17 protein-coding genes, 1 tRNA gene and 1 pseudogene are annotated in these 15,999 nt (G+C 49.2%); 9 read left to right on the forward strand and 10 right to left on the reverse strand.

Annotated features, from left to right (window positions below; translation table 11 throughout):
* Window positions 1–9 precede the first annotated feature (9 nt).
* Together MON40_RS02885 and MON40_RS02890 are read right to left on the reverse strand one after the other, a co-directional pair.
* The gene (locus MON40_RS02885) at window positions 10–426 is read right to left on the reverse strand and encodes an MORN repeat-containing protein (RefSeq protein ID WP_003776943.1); all 417 of its coding nucleotides are present in this window, start codon (window positions 424–426) and stop codon (window positions 10–12) included.
* Between the two features lie 63 nt (window positions 427–489).
* Complete coding sequence (locus tag MON40_RS02890) at window positions 490–1,389, reverse strand: recombination-associated protein RdgC (RefSeq protein WP_003776947.1); 900 nt, start codon at window positions 1,387–1,389, stop codon at window positions 490–492.
* Window positions 1,390–1,544: 155 nt separating this feature from the next.
* Here MON40_RS02890 and MON40_RS02895 point away from each other — a divergent pair.
* A tRNA-Glu gene (locus tag MON40_RS02895) sits at window positions 1,545–1,620 on the forward strand.
* 210 nt (window positions 1,621–1,830) lie between these two features.
* Here MON40_RS02895 and MON40_RS02900 read toward each other — a convergent pair.
* The 5 genes and pseudogenes from MON40_RS02900 to MON40_RS02920 all read right to left on the reverse strand — a co-directional run bounded on the left by MON40_RS02900 (window position 1,831) and on the right by MON40_RS02920 (window position 5,248).
* Entirely contained in the window at window positions 1,831–2,238 is a 408-nt protein-coding gene (locus tag MON40_RS02900; protein WP_242925989.1) for a hypothetical protein, read from the reverse strand.
* A 449-nt stretch (window positions 2,239–2,687) separates the two neighbouring features.
* The gene (locus MON40_RS02905) at window positions 2,688–3,611 is read right to left on the reverse strand and encodes an Imm52 family immunity protein (RefSeq protein ID WP_003776952.1); all 924 of its coding nucleotides are present in this window, start codon (window positions 3,609–3,611) and stop codon (window positions 2,688–2,690) included.
* Between the two features lie 72 nt (window positions 3,612–3,683).
* The gene (locus tag MON40_RS02910; protein ID WP_003757921.1) at window positions 3,684–4,088 is read right to left on the reverse strand and encodes a hypothetical protein; all 405 of its coding nucleotides are present in this window, start codon (window positions 4,086–4,088) and stop codon (window positions 3,684–3,686) included.
* A 68-nt stretch (window positions 4,089–4,156) separates the two neighbouring features.
* Window positions 4,157–4,380 (reverse strand): annotated as a pseudogene (locus MON40_RS13475) (hypothetical protein); the annotation flags it as partial.
* Window positions 4,381–4,549: 169 nt separating this feature from the next.
* Window positions 4,550–5,248, reverse strand: a complete 699-nt coding sequence (locus MON40_RS02920; protein WP_003776960.1) for a murein hydrolase activator EnvC family protein — start codon at window positions 5,246–5,248, stop codon at window positions 4,550–4,552.
* Between the two features lie 249 nt (window positions 5,249–5,497).
* Here MON40_RS02920 and MON40_RS02925 point away from each other — a divergent pair, with 249 nt between their 5' ends.
* The 3 genes from MON40_RS02925 (at window position 5,498) to MON40_RS02935 (ending at window position 8,787) form a co-directional block, all read left to right on the forward strand.
* A complete protein-coding gene (locus MON40_RS02925) occupies window positions 5,498–5,860 on the forward strand; it encodes a DUF2069 domain-containing protein (RefSeq protein ID WP_003768527.1) in 363 nt (120 codons plus the stop codon).
* Window positions 5,860–7,692, forward strand: coding sequence for a PglL family O-oligosaccharyltransferase (locus MON40_RS02930; protein WP_003776966.1), 1,833 nt, complete (start codon window positions 5,860–5,862; stop codon window positions 7,690–7,692). The genes MON40_RS02925 and MON40_RS02930 overlap by 1 nt, the downstream gene beginning before the upstream one ends.
* 247 nt (window positions 7,693–7,939) lie before the next feature.
* A protein-coding gene (locus MON40_RS02935; protein WP_242925990.1) for an IS630 family transposase occupies window positions 7,940–8,787 on the forward strand; the annotation gives its coding sequence in 2 pieces (ribosomal slippage) (window positions 7,940–8,255 and window positions 8,255–8,787; 849 coding nt in all).
* On the opposite strand, the gene MON40_RS02940 is transcribed toward MON40_RS02935, so the two are convergent.
* From MON40_RS02940 to MON40_RS02950, 3 genes are all read right to left on the reverse strand, one after another.
* Window positions 8,780–10,006: a multidrug effflux MFS transporter gene (locus MON40_RS02940; protein ID WP_242925991.1), complete on the reverse strand. Its 1,227-nt coding sequence runs from the start codon at window positions 10,004–10,006 to the stop codon at window positions 8,780–8,782. The two genes, MON40_RS02935 and MON40_RS02940, sit on opposite strands and share 8 nt — an antisense overlap.
* Before the next feature lie 342 nt (window positions 10,007–10,348).
* The gene (locus tag MON40_RS02945; RefSeq protein ID WP_003776971.1) at window positions 10,349–11,191 is read right to left on the reverse strand and encodes a basic amino acid ABC transporter substrate-binding protein; all 843 of its coding nucleotides are present in this window, start codon (window positions 11,189–11,191) and stop codon (window positions 10,349–10,351) included.
* Window positions 11,192–11,264: 73 nt separating this feature from the next.
* Complete coding sequence (locus MON40_RS02950) at window positions 11,265–11,516, reverse strand: NGO1151 family protein (RefSeq protein ID WP_003768589.1); 252 nt, start codon at window positions 11,514–11,516, stop codon at window positions 11,265–11,267.
* A 102-nt stretch (window positions 11,517–11,618) separates the two neighbouring features.
* Between MON40_RS02950 and MON40_RS02955 the strand changes: the two genes are divergently transcribed.
* From MON40_RS02955 to imm47, 5 genes are all read left to right on the forward strand, one after another.
* Window positions 11,619–12,431 (forward strand): hypothetical protein, encoded by an 813-nt coding sequence (locus MON40_RS02955; protein ID WP_003776972.1) that lies wholly within the window; start codon window positions 11,619–11,621, stop codon window positions 12,429–12,431.
* A 105-nt stretch (window positions 12,432–12,536) separates the two neighbouring features.
* A complete protein-coding gene (locus MON40_RS02960; protein WP_003776973.1) occupies window positions 12,537–13,127 on the forward strand; it encodes a DUF3465 domain-containing protein in 591 nt (196 codons plus the stop codon).
* A gap of 429 nt (window positions 13,128–13,556) precedes the next feature.
* Entirely contained in the window at window positions 13,557–14,726 is a 1,170-nt protein-coding gene (metZ, locus tag MON40_RS02965) for an O-succinylhomoserine sulfhydrylase (protein WP_003776974.1), read from the forward strand.
* Between the two features lie 117 nt (window positions 14,727–14,843).
* On the forward strand, window positions 14,844–15,047 hold the full coding sequence (locus MON40_RS02970) for a DUF2788 domain-containing protein (protein ID WP_003768561.1): 204 nt from the start codon (window positions 14,844–14,846) through the stop codon (window positions 15,045–15,047).
* 110 nt (window positions 15,048–15,157) lie between these two features.
* Complete coding sequence (gene imm47 / locus MON40_RS02975; RefSeq protein WP_003776977.1) at window positions 15,158–15,958, forward strand: Imm47 family immunity protein; 801 nt, start codon at window positions 15,158–15,160, stop codon at window positions 15,956–15,958.
* The last annotated feature ends 41 nt before the right edge of the window (window positions 15,959–15,999 follow it).

Raw genomic sequence — 15,999 nt, forward strand, 5'->3', positions numbered from 1 at the left:
GGGACGGGGTTATTTGGTTTTGGGCAGTTTCACTTCTTTAATCATGCCGTTTTCGCATTTCATGATGAAGACGGTTTCGCCGTTTTGCGAGGCGGTGAATTTGCCGTGCGCGAGGCCTTTTTTGAACGTGCCCGACAGTACCATGTTGCGGAACTTGGTGCTGTTGGAATTGAACGGTTCGATGAAGGTTTCGCGGTTGGCGGAGACGGTGTAAACGCCTTGTCCGTCGAATTTGCCGTTTTTAAATGCGCCGGTGTAGCTGCGACCGTCTTGGCAGCGCCATGTGCCTTTGCCGGCGGGTTTGCCGTCTTTGCCGACATCGCCGTCGTAGGTGCAGCCCGGTTCCTGATAGGAAGTCAGGACGGCGGCCGAGGCGGGGAGGGCAAGCATAATGGCGAGCGGCAGGAATGCGAGGTGTTTAAACATAAAGGTTGTCCATCGGATGTAGGTTTCAGACGACCTTTTATCGTGTAAAGGTCGTCTGAAAAATTAGTCTTGCCAGCCGCCCAAATAGGAAACCAGCTCTTCCAACATGGTGCTGACGGATTCCGCCATCAGGATTTGCGAGGCGAAGGCAAGGCTGGCGGCATCGTCGCCGTTGCTCTCGGCTTCTTCCTGCAATACGTCGAGGTATTGGATGCGCTTGAGCGTGAAGTCTTGCGTGAGGATGAAGGCGATTTGCTCGCGCCACACCAAGCCGAGCTGGGTTACGGTTTTGCCGTTTTTGACGTGTTGGACCACTTCATCGGCGGTCAAATCTTGTTTGGACACTTTGACGACGGGAACAACATCGCCCACGCCTTTGAGTTCGCAATCGCTGTCCAATTCAAAACCGCCTTCGCAATGCCCTTGCAACAGCCACTCGGTCATCAGGGAAGAGGGCGATTGCTTGGTATTCGGCAGCGAGGCTTCCAAACCGCCCAAAGCTTCACGCAGCTTGGTCAGGATGTTTTCCGCTTTAGCGGAAGCCGCGTTGTTGACGAGCAGATAGCCGTGGCGGGTGTTGAACACCGCTTCAGTACGGCTGCTGCGGGTAAACGCGCGGGGCAGCAGGTCGTCTGTAATTTGTTCTTTAAGCTCTTGTTTTTCCTTGCGGCCGACATTGCGGGCTTCATTGTTTTGGATTTCCGCCACCTTCTCTTCCAAAATATCGCGGATGACGCCGGCTGGCAGGACTTTTTCTTCTTTTTTCAGGGCGACGCGCAAAGTAAAGTCGGCAGGAAAAACGAGTTCGGGAGAGAACGAAACCGGTGCGGCAAAGCCCTCGCTGGACCAGTCCAAACCTTGGCAGCGGGTAAATTCAGCCTCTGCAAGTTTGTCGGTAAGTACGTCCGCTTCGGGCAGCTTTTCTTTGTTGAGCGGATAAAAACTGATCTGCTTGAACCACATGGTTTGTTTTCCTTTTCATTAAAAGCGGCATTATACAGGCAAAGCGGATACAAAGATAAGGCGCAGAAGGGTCGTCTGAAACCAATTTGACCATAAAAAATGCCCGACCCGTTGACAGCGTTTTGACGCTTATGTATAGTTCGCAACTCGGTTACGCGCCCATCGTCTAGAGGCCTAGGACACTGCCCTTTCACGGCGGCAACCGGGGTTCGAATCCCCGTGGGCGTGCCAGATTTTCAATAAACCCTTACTGGAGAACAGTAAGGGTTTATTTTTTTGTCTTTGGGAATGGATGGGACTGGGTATTGGCTGTTTTCATGCAGCCATTAAAGAATTTCGGCTTTTTTGAAAAACTGATTGCAATGAATGGCATAAAAAATCTTAAGCCCAAATCCATGCCTTGTGCGCAAATTCAGATATTATACGTGTTAGGGTTCTTTTTCAGATTAAACCAATTAACTCTCCCATAGGTTCGCATTCTATTGAATTTTCTAAATATCCAGGCTGCCAAATTTTTTCATAACAAAATACTATAAATTTAGGAAATTCAAGTAATTCTTCAAAGATACTTAACCAAGTATAGATAAAATCATCCGTATCCAGTATCCAAGGTTGATGTGATGGAGAGTAGTAAATTACCACGTTCTTCCCTTGGCAAGCTTTAAATCTTTTAAAAGTATCATAATGAATTGATGCTGTCGTTATTTCTCCAAATAAGGAAATGCGCAGCTTCTCGCCTTTAATCTTATCCCAATCCATGCTCGATCCAGCCCAAGGCAGTTGATTTAAAGCTGAATCGATTCTCTCAGCATCGGTAATAGATAAAAAATTCTTAATTTTTAATGGCATAATCCAGTTGTTTTCGTGATGTGGCTGTGTGTTACTTTAAAATCAGGTTTCAGACGACCTTCTTTGGATAGATGAACATAAATCCGGACATCCCTGTATTCGCAAATTATAGTGGATTAACTTTAAACCAGTACGGCGTTGCCTCGCCTTAGCTCAAAGAGAACGATTCTCTAAGGTGCTGAAGCACCAAGTGAATCGGTTCCGTACTATCTGTACTGTCTGCGGCTTCGTCGCCTTGTCCTGATTTAAATTTAATCCACTATATCAGGTTTAAATCTCAAAATCTTTCTTTCTCTGTATTTATCCAAGGAAAAGAGGAGTAGCGTCCCATATTCTCCATATTCGGTGTGGTTACCATTCTATGCTGCGGTAAACCGTGTAATACCGCATCTAGTAGTTAGTAGCCTGAAAACAAAAGTGCGGGCAATAGGTTCCCGCATTTTCTTTGCCTACACGCCGTTTCCCCGACTCATGTCTTTCAGACGCTGCTCACGACTGATAAAGGGTAAATCGCTAATTTGAGGAATGCTAAAATGATCCACAAGAGGCAGCAATCCTAAATGGTGCAGCTCTTGTTCGATAGCGGCAGTCACCTTACGCATTTCAGGATTCTCAAAGTCGTAGGGCTGCTCGGTGCTAATAATGATGCTGCCACAATTCGGAAGATAGATAACCTCGTTTGCGCTGGGTACTTCCTCAGGCAGGATTTCGGCGGGTAGAAAGGAAAACCATTCTAAAGCCATACGTTTTTTGTAAAGGGAAAATGGCCGGACTCTCGAAGGGTAAAAACGGTTTATTCCTTGAAACCGGCAATGCGGCAGATATTTATCCAAATAAAAGAATATCCATTTTTTTATCAAGGTTTTATCAATGTCGGATTCATTCATCAAAAAATAATGACCAAACGCAACAGAAGAAGAACCATCGGCACTTGGGGCTAAACCTAGTTTAAACAAACCGTGTTGTTTTTCTATCGGATAACGTTCCCCGCGATATTTATACCATTCCTTATAGGGCACATTCAGCCAGTTAAGGTCGAACATTTCGGGCTCATGCTGTACTTCTTCCGAAGTCAGTGCAAAATCCTTCATCAGCGCAAGATCAGCGAGAGGCAGAGGAAATTCGACATATTTGTCTTTATAGTTGTGATTGTAGTTTTTACTGGTCTTGATTACCGGATAGCTTTTGTCTTTAAAGTTGACCATGCCGTTTTTGATATTTCTACGTTCTGTCAGCAGGTCTACTGTAACCGTATCGTTGCGTGCAAATAGCTCTTGGAGGTATTCTGTTTGAAAGGTCAGCATATCCTTGAATACTCGATCGAGGGACTGCTGCACAGCAGAAAAATGCATAGTAAAATCGATTTTTTTCATTTAGTTTCCTATATTCATTTTTTTGACGCATCTGGGATTCGCTGCAATTTCTTGTCCGCCTATCGGATACTGCTAGAGTTCAATATTATTAAAAAAATTCTCCCGATTCATGGCGTCGAAGGTTTCCATATCTAAATGCGCCCATTTATATTCACTGACAAAATCCCGCAGCATTTGGCTTTTTGACACGGTTCTGCCCCAGGCGTCATAAATGGTTTTCCCCAGATATTCTTTAAGCGCGCCGGTTACCTCGTCTGGTGCTGAGGCAGAAATAATGATGTAGTCGTTGACTGCACTTTTTTTCAATCCTGCTGCAACGGCTTCGTCATACAACGATGAGAATTTTGAAAAATCGTTCAATAAAGATTTAATTTCCTCTTCTTTTTCAAACCTGTGTAAAGTTTTAAAAATCCACTGCTTTTCGGCTTCGTGATCTATATCGTCATCGTCTAAGTAGCTGCACGTTAAATCAAACATGGTATGTATCCTTTCTAAAAGTAATTGTTGTGTTTGGGTGGCGAACCGAAAAAGTCATGTTTTGAAATGCTTTCAGAATATCTGAAATGTTTCCTTCTAGCAAAATATAGTGGATTAACTTTAAACCAGTACGGTGTTGCCTCGTCTTAGCTCAAAGAGAACGATTCTCTAAGGTGCTGAAGCACCAAGTGAATCGGTTTCGTACTATCTGTACTGTCTGCGGCTTCGTCGCCTTGTCCTGATTTAAAGTTAATCCACTATATGCTGCAGATAAAAGCGCATTGTCAAATTTACATATGAGGGAAAGTGGGCAAGGGCACATCAGCATCTCCTCGAGAATACCAAATTGTAAAAAACGCTTCTGTCTCTTAAAACAGAAGCGTTTTTTTCATTTCAGACGACCTGTAATCCGTTTGTCGGAATCGGGCTGCGGCTTGGTTTGGGTTCTATTAAGCTGTGGATCAGCCGGGCAGGTACTGCATGGGGTCGACGGCTTTGCCGTTCATGCGGACTTCGAAATGCAGTTTGACGCCGTCTGTGTCGCTATTGCCCATGGTGGCAATCGGCTGGCCTGCTGCGACTTTTTGGTCTTTTTGAACCAGAATGGTGTCGTTGTGTGCGTAGGCGGTGATGGAGAAGTCGCTGTGGCTGATGAGAATCAGTTTGCCGTAGCCGCGCACTTCTTCGCCGACGTAGAGGACGGTTCCGGCGGCTGCGGATTTGACGCTTTGTCCGAGTGTGCCGCCGATATCGATGCCTTTGTTGGTTGCGTTGTCGTAGCCGCGGATGATGGAATTTTTGCCGTTGTCGACCGGCCATTGCAGGGTCAGGCGGTTGACGGGGGCGACGGTTCTGGCGCTGCTGATGTCGGTACTGCCGGAACGGGGGCGGTTGGCGACGTTTTTACGGACGCGCAAGACTTGTCCGACTTCGATTTGTGAGGCGTTGTTCAGATTGTTCCATGATGCCAAGGTGTTGACGTTTTGTCCGTAGCGTTTGGCGATTTGGCTGAGGGTGTCGCCTGGTTTGACGCGGTAGTAGCCGTCGGGTACGGGGCCGGTGGATGGGCCGCCGGCACACGCGGCAAGTGTGAATGCCAAGCCTAATGCGGACAAACGGAGAATTGCGGTTTTGAAAGATAGGGTATGGTTTGTTTTCATAGAGAACCAAAAGAATAAATCAATAGGATTATGGGCAGGCGTGAAGGTTCAACCTGTTTGGGGATTTTTTCGGGATGCCCGGCTGCCTGACGGGATATCTTTTTGATTCGTCGGACAGTTTGAAAAGTAATACGACGGATGCTGACGGTAGCCCGGGGTCGTCTGAAACGGTCGGGCTGCAACGGCTGTTTCGGTTTTCGGTATAATCCTGCATTTTACACTCGGCGCGATGCCTGTTGAACTTTATCCGTGAATACTTCTTCTCATAAATCTTCGTTGCCTTATCTGGCTGCTTGCGGCAGCTTGATTTTTTTGATTGTCCTTTCTTTATCGTGGGAACTGTGGATTGCGCCTTTGCGCAGCGGCGGTTCGTGGCTGGCGCTGAAGGCTTTGCCTTTGTGCCTGCCGTTGTCGGGTATTTTGAAGGGTAAAGTTTATACTTACCAGTATAGTTCTATGTTGATTTTGATTTATTTTGCCGAGGCGGTGATGCGTTTGTTTAATGCGGGTGCTGCCGAGGTGGTGTGTGCCGCTTTATCGTTGACGGCGTGTTTGGTGTTTTTTGTTGCATGCCTGGCTTTTGTGAAGCAGCAGAGAAAGGCGGGAAAATAATGTTTATGCGTTTTTCAGACGACCTTAAGAGTGAATGGGACAGACGTTTGTTGCCGTTGTGGTGCTGTTTCTTGTGGATATGCGCCGCGCCGTTTTTGTCCTTCTACCGCGTGGGTCCGTTGTCGAGTTTTTATCTGGAAGCGGCTTCGCTTCTGGGCGCGCTGATGCTGGTGTTGGTGACGGCGTATAAGGGTTTGTTGAGCGTTCGTCTGCCGAAGGCGGCCGTCGGTTTGCTGGTTTTGGCGGCATTTTGGTGGCTGCAGGCGCGGATGATGGATTTGATTTACGTCGGCATGAACGATATGGTGATGTGGACGTTTATCATTCTGGCTTTGGCGGTATGGGCTTGCCGCGGCTGGGTGGCGGCCTACGGGCAGGAACGCATTGTGACGGTGTTTGCGTGGTCGCTGCTGTTTGGTACGTTGCTGCAGGCTGCGATTGCGTTTATACAGTTTAAGGGCTGGTACGATCTTGGGTTCCTGCGCAACATGATTGTGTATAGCGGAAAAGAGGTTAGTGGTCAGCTTGGGCAGCGCAACCACCTCGGGCATTATTTGATGTGGGGTGTTTTGGCGGCGGCTTATTTGTGGTCAACCCGCAAAATGCCGGGCTGGCTGGGATTTTTGTTGGTCTTCCTGATGACGGCTGTCTTGGGCTTGGTCAACTCGCGCACGATTCTGGGCTATGTGGCCGGCGTGGCGTTGATTTTGCCTGTGTGGCGTTGGCGTGCGGGACGGGATTCTGCGAGGCTGGTGCGGATATTTTTCCTGACGGTCGCGTTGGTGGCGGTATTTCAATTTGCGATGGGTTCGATTTTAGAACTGCTGGGCAACGGTCAATATGAAACGGCGGTCGAACGCGCCGGAAACAGCGGTTTTGAAGGATCGATGCGTCAGATTGAATGGCGTAAAGCCTGGACTGCCTTTTTGTCCGCACCTTGGTTCGGACACGGCTGGAACAGCTTTGCTCAACAGACTTTCTGGATTAATGCGGAGCAGCAGTATTTCCCGAATAATATCTTAGGCGTTTTGTTTACCCATTCGCACAATATTGTTTTACAACTGCTCTCCGAAGTCGGGCTGGTCGGTACGGTATTGGTTGCCCTGACGATGCTTGCGGGGCTGTGGCGGATGCTGGTGCGTCCTTACCATCCGGCTTCGCTGCTGCTGCTGTCTATGGTTGCTGTCAGTATGTGCCACAGTATGCTGGAGTACCCATTGTGGTATATCTATTTCCTGACGCCGTTTGTGTTGATGTTCGCACTCGCGCCGGCACGTTATGAAGACGTTTCAGACGACCTCGCTTGGATGCGCGGCCGCAATTGGGCGGGCGGGCTTGCTACGTTGCTGATTATCGGCGGGCTGCTGCATATGGGCTGGACGTATACCGATTTGGTCGATTACAGCCGGATTCCGAAAAATGAAAGTACGGAGATGGCGGGGCGGAAGATTAACGGTTTGCGCCATATTTCCGAAACCAGCCCGATGCTGGCTTATTATGCCGACCTCAGCCTGACCCGCCGTGCCGAGCCGACCGATATGCAGGTCAAACCTTGGGCGGAGAAGGCGGCGATCGATTCCTTGTCTTACCGCCCGTATTCCAACGCATATCAGGTGGCGCTGTATCTCTACCGGCAAGGCAAGAAGGAAGAGGGCGCGAAATGGATGCAGGCGATGCAGTATTATTATCCGTACATGATGTCGTTTTACGCGGGCAAGCTGCGCAGCCATCCCGTGTTCCAACCGCTTTTGCCCAAGCTGCTGGCGGACTGCAAAGATTTCGTCAATGCGCCTAAGCACGAAAAAGCGAAGTCTTGCGATGTTGTGCAATAAGCAATAGGCTGATGTAAAAAGGTCGTCTGAAACCCGATTTCAAGGTTTCAGACGACCTTTTGTTATTTATTATAGTGGATTAAATTTAAATCAGGACAAGGCGACGAAGCCGCAGACAGTACAGATAGTACGGCAAGGCGAGGCAACGCCGTACTGGTTTAAAGTTAATCCACTATATTCACACATATTCGCTTTTATAGTCAATTAAAAACAAAATGGTACAATACTCAATTTTTAAGGTCTAACCATGGCATACTTTGCGGACTTAAGAAACAAAGCTTTAAACTATTACGAACAATGCAAAAACATCAGCCAAACCGCAGCAACGTTTAACTTGTCAAGAAACACGCTTTACCTGTGGATTCGCCTTAAAAAACAAACAGGCAGCCTAAAACATCAAGTTACCGGTCTAAATGCCGTCAAATTGGATAGGCAAAAACTGGCTCAATATGTTGGGCAACACCCGGATGCCTATCTGCATGAAATCGCCAAACATTTTGATTGTACGCCAGCCGCCGTTTGCTATGCACTCAAACAGATGGGGATGACGCGCAAAAAAAGACCACCACTTACAAAGAACAAGACCCGGCCAAAGTAACGCATTATTTGACACAGCTGGCCGAATTTTCCGACTACCAACGCGTTTATTTGGATGAAACAGGATTTGACCGCTACCTGTTCCGTCCCTATGCCCGCAGCCTGAGAGGGCAAATAGTGAAAGCGCAGATAAGTGGAAAAAGATACCGACGCTTATCTCTGGTGTCCGCACAAGTCGGCAACCGGCTGATTGCTCCGATGGTTTATCAAAATACGATGACCGGAGTTTTTTTTGAAGCGTGGTTTCAGCAATGCCTACTGCCCGCATTGACTCAAAAATCGGTGATTATTTTAGATAATGCGCGATTTCACCGTATGGGTGTCTTACGGGAAATGGCGGAAAAATGGGGACATAAGGTATTGCCTCTTGCACCTTATTCACCTGAGCTCAACCCGATTGAGAAGGTGTGGGCGAATATTAAGCGGTATCTGCGAACCGTATTGTCTGATTACGCCCGATTTGACGATGCGCTACTGTCCTATTTTGATTTTAATTGACTATATCGTTTTCCTTCCAAGCCTGATGCGAGCAGAGCCACAGCAACACAATCCCGCATACCGTCGAAGCCAGCATCATGCCCGCCATCACCAACGCAGAACCATTGTGCAGCCGCGTTGCCAACAGCCCTACGCTTGCGCCGATGATGGATTGGAACGCGCCCAATACCCCATTTGCGCTGGCGCTTTCCTGCTTGAAATAAGCCATAAAGCAAGCCTGCGTGTTTGCGCCGACCAAGCCTTGCGTGCCTACCGAAAACATTACGCATGGCACCAAAGCCCACATCGGCGGCAGCCCCATCGATACGACCAACAGCACCATCGTCAGGTTCGCCACAAACTGCACGATAATGCCCCATTTCAAAATACTTTGCGGGTGCGCCCCCGTTTTCAGCCGCCATGCCGTGATGCGGTTAAACGAAGCCATCGTGAGGATGTTCAGCGCAAACACCCAAGCGTATTGGCGCGGCGTAACATGGTACAGCTTTTGGTAAACAAAAGACGATTCCGTCAAAAATGCAAACATCGAGGCAAAGCTGAATGCCTGAAAAAACAGATAGCCCATCGCCGCCCGCGTCTTCAGCACTCTGGCGAACCTGCCTGCCACCAATCCGAAAATGTCCATCCCGATTTTGCCCGTCTGCTTCGGACGCGGCAGGAAAGCAAACACCAAGATGAACAAAACAAACGAATACGCCGCCAAAAAACCGAAAATAAAACGCCAGCCGCCCAATTCCTGCAACAGAGAGCCGAACATAGGTGCAATCAGCGGCACGACCATCAGGATAATGCCGATTAAGGCAAACATCTGCGCCGCCTGCCTGCCCGAATAATAATCGCGCACCATCGCTCCGACGATGACCACCGTCATCCCCGCCCCGAACGCCTGTACCGCGCGCAGGTTCAACAGCCCGTCCACCGACTGCACCATCGTCAGCGCGACAACGGCCGCAAAATAAATGCTCAAACCGACCAAAGCCACCGGTCTGCGTCCCTTGATGTCCGAAACCGCGCCGCCGGCAATCTGCCCGAACGCCACGCCGAACATAAACAAAACCAAACTCTGCTCAATGCGGTGGATATCCGTACTCAACGACTGCGCCATTTCCGGAATGGCGGGCAGGTAGGCATCGACCGAAAACGGCATCAGGGCAACCAACATAGCCATCAAAACCGCCATTTGCTTTTCGCCCAGCGGGGCGGGTGTGGATTGGGACATAAGGGACTTTCTGTATGTTTGAATTTCTGCGGCGGCTTGGTTCGGAAAGACTTGGCTATCGGATAACGAGGGTAGGGCCAAGCCGCCCAATACTGCCTTCGGAACGGAATCCGGCATATAGTGGATTAACTAAATCAGGACAAGGCGACGAAGCCGCAGACAGTACAGATAGTACGGAACCGATTCACTTGGTGCTTCAGCACCTTAGAGAATCGTTCTCTTTGAGCTAAGGCGAGGCAACGCCGTACTGGTTTAAATTGAATCCACTATAAAAGGTCGTCTGAAACCCGCGATACAGGCTTTCAGACGACCTTTCTTATTGCTTAAGAACGTTGAAACAGATTATTTGGCTGCTTCAGGTTGGCTGGCTGCTTGGCTGGCGGCTGCCGCTTTATCGCCTTCTTTGGCGAAGTATTTGGCGTGGATTTTGTCGTATTCGCCGCTGTCGCGTACTTTTTTCAGCGCTTCGTTCAGCATTTTGACGGTCGCTTCGTCGCCTTTGCGTGCGGCTATGCCGTAGTTTTCAATCGTGAAATCAGGCAGGGTGATGAAGTCCATGCTTTTGGTCGGGTTGTTTTTCACATAGTTGGCGATGACCGCACTGTCGCTGACCACGGCATCCACGCCGCCGTTTTCCAGCTCTTTGATGACCAAAGGAACGCTCTCGAAGCGGGCGATTTTAGGATTGTCGTTGCCCAAGAGTTTGGAAACGGAGAAGTCGCCGGTTTGTCCGGTAACGACACCGACTTTCGCCATGTTTTTGAGGTCGTCTGAAGAGGCGACTTTTTTACCTTTGGGAACGAGGACGACTTGGGTAATTTCAAAATAAGGGTCGGTGAAATCCATGGACTGCTTGCGCTCGTCGGTAATGGTTACGCCGGAGATGACGATATCTGTATCACCGTTTTTGAGCGCGGGGAAGAGGCTGTCCCAAGGCTGGTGTTTGAATTCGACTTTGAATCCGCCGGCTTTTGCCATCGCGTTCATCAAATCGACGTCAAAACCTTCAACGTTGCTGGCGGAATCCAATGATTCGAAAGGGGCGAATTCGGCGTTGGCGGCGACGCGGTACACTTTGTCGGCTTTAGGGGCTGACGAGGAAGCGTCTTTGCTTTGGCCGCCGCAGGCGGAGAGTGCCAGCGCGGAGCAGGCGAGGGCGGCTGCAATCCATTTTTTCATGTTCATGGGGAGGTTCCTTCTTTACGGATATTAATAAATAAACGGATAGTTTAACACGGTTTGGGGAAGTCGCTACGCGTCAGTGGTCTTTTTCGCGGAAAAAAGCGTAGGTTACGTCATGGAAGAGGTCGGTATGCGGGCTGTCTTCGTAGTTCAATTCGGCGAGTGCGTCTTCAAAGGCAAGCTGGATGGACTCGACGGCTTCGTTTGCCATGTCGGACGGCAGCGAACGGATCAGGCCTTTGAGGGCGGTGGCGAGGACGTGGTTCTGCATACGCAAAACGTCGTTGGCTTCTTCCAAATATTCGAGGCGTTGTTCGATGCTGCTCATGATGTGTTCCTGGGAATCTGTTAAAATACCGCATTATAGCAAATCACGGCATTCGCTATGCGCGTGAAATGAAATGACACAACGGAAGAACGAAAGCTAAAAATGGATACGAATCGTCCCGATACGCCACAACAAACGGATGAAAGCCTGGATTGGGAAAGCCGCTTGGAAAAGCTGCGGCAAACCCGCCAATTGAACGCACCTTACACACACGCGCCTTTGGTGCGCGAATCTCAAGAGCCTGCCTTCGAGCAGAAGCCCAAAACCAAGTCGGTCAAGCTCGACGATGCCAACCGCGATGCCGTGTTGACGGAATATCTGCGCAAATGGCAGGAGGAACACAACGCCATGCTGGAGGAAGAAGCCGCTGAAACGGCGGAGACCGATGCGATGGTGATTTTGCAGGAAAACTGGCTGAACGCGCAGTCTTCGCTGCAAATGAGCGCGTCCGACAGGCAAATCGAGTCCACGCGCACGGTTTGGCTGAACCCGAAACGTAAAACAGTCGAATTTGATGCGCCTGCAAAAGAAGCGCCAACGTCGTCTGAAAACGAAAATCCGCAGGCGCAAGAGCAGGTTTCAGACGACCCCAAAGAAGAAACGCCGCCGATTACCGTCCATATCAACGTGTTGAACCCGCAGGTTATCAACCGCAGGGAAGTGTTCTGCATTTCCGAGCAAGACCTGAGCGAGCGTTTAATCAAACGCCTGCGCCCGCACGTCGCCGACGCCGTCAACGGCATGATACGCACCGCCGTGCAGAAACAAATGGCGCTGTTTACCTACCAGCTCCAACAAACCCTCAGCGAACAGGCGCCCGATTTGGTAGAACAGCTTTTGGATTACAACGTGAAAAAAATCCTGAACGACATCAAATACGAAATGAAATACAGTCAGGGGAACAAAAAAGCGTGATCACGCCGCTGCTTCAGGTATCGGACTGAAAATGCTGATTTTTCCGCCGGTTTTGTATATAATGGCGACTCACGTTATCGTGATTTAACTCCTTTCAAATAATTTATGCCCGATGAACCGTCGGGCATTTTTTTGGGCGTGGATTTTATGAACAAAAACAAATGGATTTGGATACTGATTGTTGCCGCCGTGGTAGTCGGTTATCAAAAAATGCAGCAGGGGCGGCAAGGTCAGGCAGCGGATACCGTACCAACCCAAACGCAGCCCCAAACCCAAGCAGAAAAACGCCAATCCGAGCAGTCCGAATCCAAAAAATCGCAACCGAAGCAGCCGAAGTCCAACCGCCAAGCAGGGCATGGCAGCGCGGAACAAATATTGCAGCAAGCCTTTGAAAACCAAGAGAGCGATATTCAAGTGAAAGGCGAAGGTGCCGTTCTCAAAACGCTGCCAGACGACAACCAAGGCACGCGCCATCAGCGTTTTATCTTGAAACTGTCCAGCGGGCAAACGCTTTTAGTGGCGCACAACATCGACCTCGCCGACAAAATCAAAGGCTTGAAAAAAGGCGATAAAGTCGGCTTCTACGGCGAATACGAATGGTCGGAACAGGGCGGCGTCCTCCATTGGACGCACCACGACCCCGCAGGCCGCCATGCCGACGGCTGGCTGGAACACGACGGGCGGATTTATCAATAAAGCTTGGAACGATTGCAAAAGGTCGTCTGAAAAACGTTTTCAGACGACCTTTTGCCATTCGCCGCCAAACTTGAAAGACGGCGCAAATAAGCGCAAAATGTTAACAAGTTAACCTATGGCTTCTCTTATTTATAGTGGATTAACTAAATCAGGACAAGGCGACGAAGCCGCAGACAGTACAGATATAGTGGATTAAAATAAAAATGAGACAAGGCGGCAACGCCCGCCGTGTACGGATAGTACATAAGGGCGTTGGCAACGCCGTATCATTGCAATTTTAATCCACTATAGTACGGAACCGATTCACTTGGTGCTTCAGCACCTTAGAGAATCGTTCTCTTTGAGCTAAGGCGAGGCAACGCCGTACTGGTTTAAAGTTAATCCACTATAAGACATCAAACAAACCTGCTGAACAAGATTGGAAAACAAATGAGTAAAAAACTCCACCCGCAGACGCTCGCCATACGCGGCGGCAAAGAGCAAACCGAATACCGCGAACACAATCAGGCATTGTTCCTCACCAGCAGCTTCATGTGGGACAGCGCCCAACATGCCGCCGATTTGTTTTCCAAAAAAATCAAAGGGTTCACTTATACCCGTACTGCCAACCCGACCACAGCCGCCTTTGAAAAACGCATCGCTGCCTTAGAAGGCGCGGAACGCGCGGTCGCCACTTCGACCGGTATGTCCGCGATTCAGGCGGCATTTTTCACCTTCCTGCAGGCGGGCGACCATGTGATTTCCAGCCGCAGCCTGTTCGGCACGACCGTCGGCTTTATCAATAACATCGTCACCAAATTCGGTATCGAAGTGAGCCATGTGTCGCCGACCGATGTGGACGAATGGAAAGCTGCCGTCAAAGCCAACACCAAACTACTGTTTTTGGAAACACCGTCCAACCCCTTGGGCGAAGTGGCCGACTTGGAAGCCTTGGCAGAATTGGCGCACAGCATCGGCGCGCTTTTGGTGGTGGACAACAGCCTGCTGTCGCCTGTCGGCTCGCAGCCTTTGAAACACGGCGCGGATATTTCCGTTTCCTCCGCAACCAAAGCCATCGACGGACACGGACGCGTGATGGGCGGCGTGTTGGCGGGTTCGGAAGAACTGATGACGCAGGTCGCCGTTTACTGCAACTCTTGCGGGCTGGCGATGTCGCCGTTTAACGCATGGCAGTTGTTGAGCGGCGTGGAAACCCTGTCGCTGCGTATGGAAAAACAGTTCGATAATGCCCTGAAAATCGCCCAATGGCTGCAAGCGCAGCCGCAGGTTCAAGCCGTTTACTACACCGGATTGCCCGACCATCCGCAGGCGGAGCTTATCCGCAAACAGCAAAACGGCGGCGGCATCGTCATCGGCTTTGAAGTCGCCGACACTGACGCCGCGTGGAAAGTCGTGGACGGCGTCGAACTCTTCTCCCGTACCGCCAACCTCGGTGACGTGCGCTCGACCATTACCCACCCGTGGACAACCACACACGGCAGAATGCAGCCCGAAGAAAAACTCGCCGCCAATATCCGCCCCGGACTGGTGCGCCTGTCTGTCGGCTTGGAATACGTCGATGATTTGATTGACGATTTGAAACAGGCGTTGGCGCGTTAAGCCAAACGCCCGACGGACGGCATTTGCTGAACCATTACATTTCAGACGACCTCTTGGCGTTTCAAAGGTCGTCTGAAAACATTAAAATACACACAACATCAAATAAGGAAATCGATTATGAGTGAAGCGGAATTTTCCGATTGGGCGATGAAAATCTGTCTGACCGGACTGGTTATTTTCTTGGGCTTTATCGTCTGGAACTTGGGCAAAGAATCCAAGGCGGGCAAATTCGGCATCGCGATTTTGTTCCTGGTATTGGGCTTGGGCGTGTTCGGCTTTATTTTCAAAGAAGTGCTGATTAAATTCATCGCCCTGCCTTGAGGCGGCAAACTAAGAAGAATAAGGGAAAGGTCGTCTGAAAACCCCGGATACGGGCTTTTTCAGACGACCTTTGCATTTTGACAGCAAAGTTTAAGATAGGAGCTTGGTACATGATTGAAGTATTACTGCCCGGAATTTGGTATGGCAAAGTCAATCAGATGAGTTTGGATGAACTAAAGGGCAGCTTGCTTTCGGTTCAGGAAGAGCGCGAACGCATATTGCTCATTGTCGAAATCATGAAAAAAGGAGACTTTTCCGTCAAAAACCTTTTAGTCGACCTGATGAACCAAACAAAAGATAAAACGGTATTAAATTTGTGTATTAGGCTGTTTTGTTCGGTGTGTACACACGATGATTTGCAAAACATTGGGAATTTGCGTTTTTTGGATTCCGCATCGTCATTTGGTGCCTTTACCTTCGTTGTCGGCGCAACGGCAACAATGTCATACCAAGTCATTCCATACCTTTTAGCGTTGTGGGGGCAATGGGATGGCTTTGACAGTAATTTAGAAATAGCGATAAAAGATGCGTTGGATATTTTCCTCAACTATCGTTCAACATTATCGGAAAACGCAACCTTGGATGATGTAGGAAATTTATATCTGGATAAGATAAAAACCATAGATTCAGATTGTTATTACTATAAGTCCTCTCCCGCCTTCCCCGGTTTATTGACGCAAGAAATTATGACTGCTCTATATGTTGCCGCACAAAAGAGGGAAAAATATAATCTCTATGTCCAATCTTCTCTTTTATCTATCTTTACGGGCGAAAAAATTCCGGTTGAGACTGATGCGGTCATCTCGAGAAATGAGCTTGATTTGATGATTGGCTATATCGATCGGTTAGCCGAAAAAAACTGGATAGAGGGTATGAAGTATTTTTATGGACACCCCGTTGAAAATTTATAAAACGGAAGGAATGTTGCTATCCATAAATGCATGGCAGCTTC

Origin of the sequence: Neisseria macacae ATCC 33926, assembly GCF_022749495.1 — a bacterium.
In the GTDB taxonomy this organism is placed as follows: Bacteria; Pseudomonadota; Gammaproteobacteria; order Burkholderiales; family Neisseriaceae; genus Neisseria; species Neisseria macacae.

Coding starts and splice junctions, on each gene's coding strand:
- MON40_RS02885 (WP_003776943.1), bottom strand. CDS start 426: ATGTTTAAACACCTCGCATTCCTGCCGCTCGCCATTATGCTTGCCCTC.
- MON40_RS02890 (WP_003776947.1), bottom strand. CDS start 1,389: ATGTGGTTCAAGCAGATCAGTTTTTATCCGCTCAACAAAGAAAAGCTG.
- MON40_RS02900 (WP_242925989.1), bottom strand. CDS start 2,238: ATGCCATTAAAAATTAAGAATTTTTTATCTATTACCGATGCTGAGAGA.
- MON40_RS02905 (WP_003776952.1), bottom strand. CDS start 3,611: ATGAAAAAAATCGATTTTACTATGCATTTTTCTGCTGTGCAGCAGTCC.
- MON40_RS02910 (WP_003757921.1), bottom strand. CDS start 4,088: ATGTTTGATTTAACGTGCAGCTACTTAGACGATGACGATATAGATCAC.
- MON40_RS02920 (WP_003776960.1), bottom strand. CDS start 5,248: ATGAAAACAAACCATACCCTATCTTTCAAAACCGCAATTCTCCGTTTG.
- MON40_RS02930 (WP_003776966.1), top strand. CDS start 5,860: ATGTTTATGCGTTTTTCAGACGACCTTAAGAGTGAATGGGACAGACGT.
- MON40_RS02940 (WP_242925991.1), bottom strand. CDS start 10,006: ATGTCCCAATCCACACCCGCCCCGCTGGGCGAAAAGCAAATGGCGGTT.
- MON40_RS02945 (WP_003776971.1), bottom strand. CDS start 11,191: ATGAACATGAAAAAATGGATTGCAGCCGCCCTCGCCTGCTCCGCGCTG.
- MON40_RS02950 (WP_003768589.1), bottom strand. CDS start 11,516: ATGAGCAGCATCGAACAACGCCTCGAATATTTGGAAGAAGCCAACGAC.
- MON40_RS02955 (WP_003776972.1), top strand. CDS start 11,619: ATGGATACGAATCGTCCCGATACGCCACAACAAACGGATGAAAGCCTG.
- MON40_RS02960 (WP_003776973.1), top strand. CDS start 12,537: ATGCCCGATGAACCGTCGGGCATTTTTTTGGGCGTGGATTTTATGAAC.
- metZ (WP_003776974.1), top strand. CDS start 13,557: ATGAGTAAAAAACTCCACCCGCAGACGCTCGCCATACGCGGCGGCAAA.
- MON40_RS02970 (WP_003768561.1), top strand. CDS start 14,844: ATGAGTGAAGCGGAATTTTCCGATTGGGCGATGAAAATCTGTCTGACC.
- imm47 (WP_003776977.1), top strand. CDS start 15,158: ATGATTGAAGTATTACTGCCCGGAATTTGGTATGGCAAAGTCAATCAG.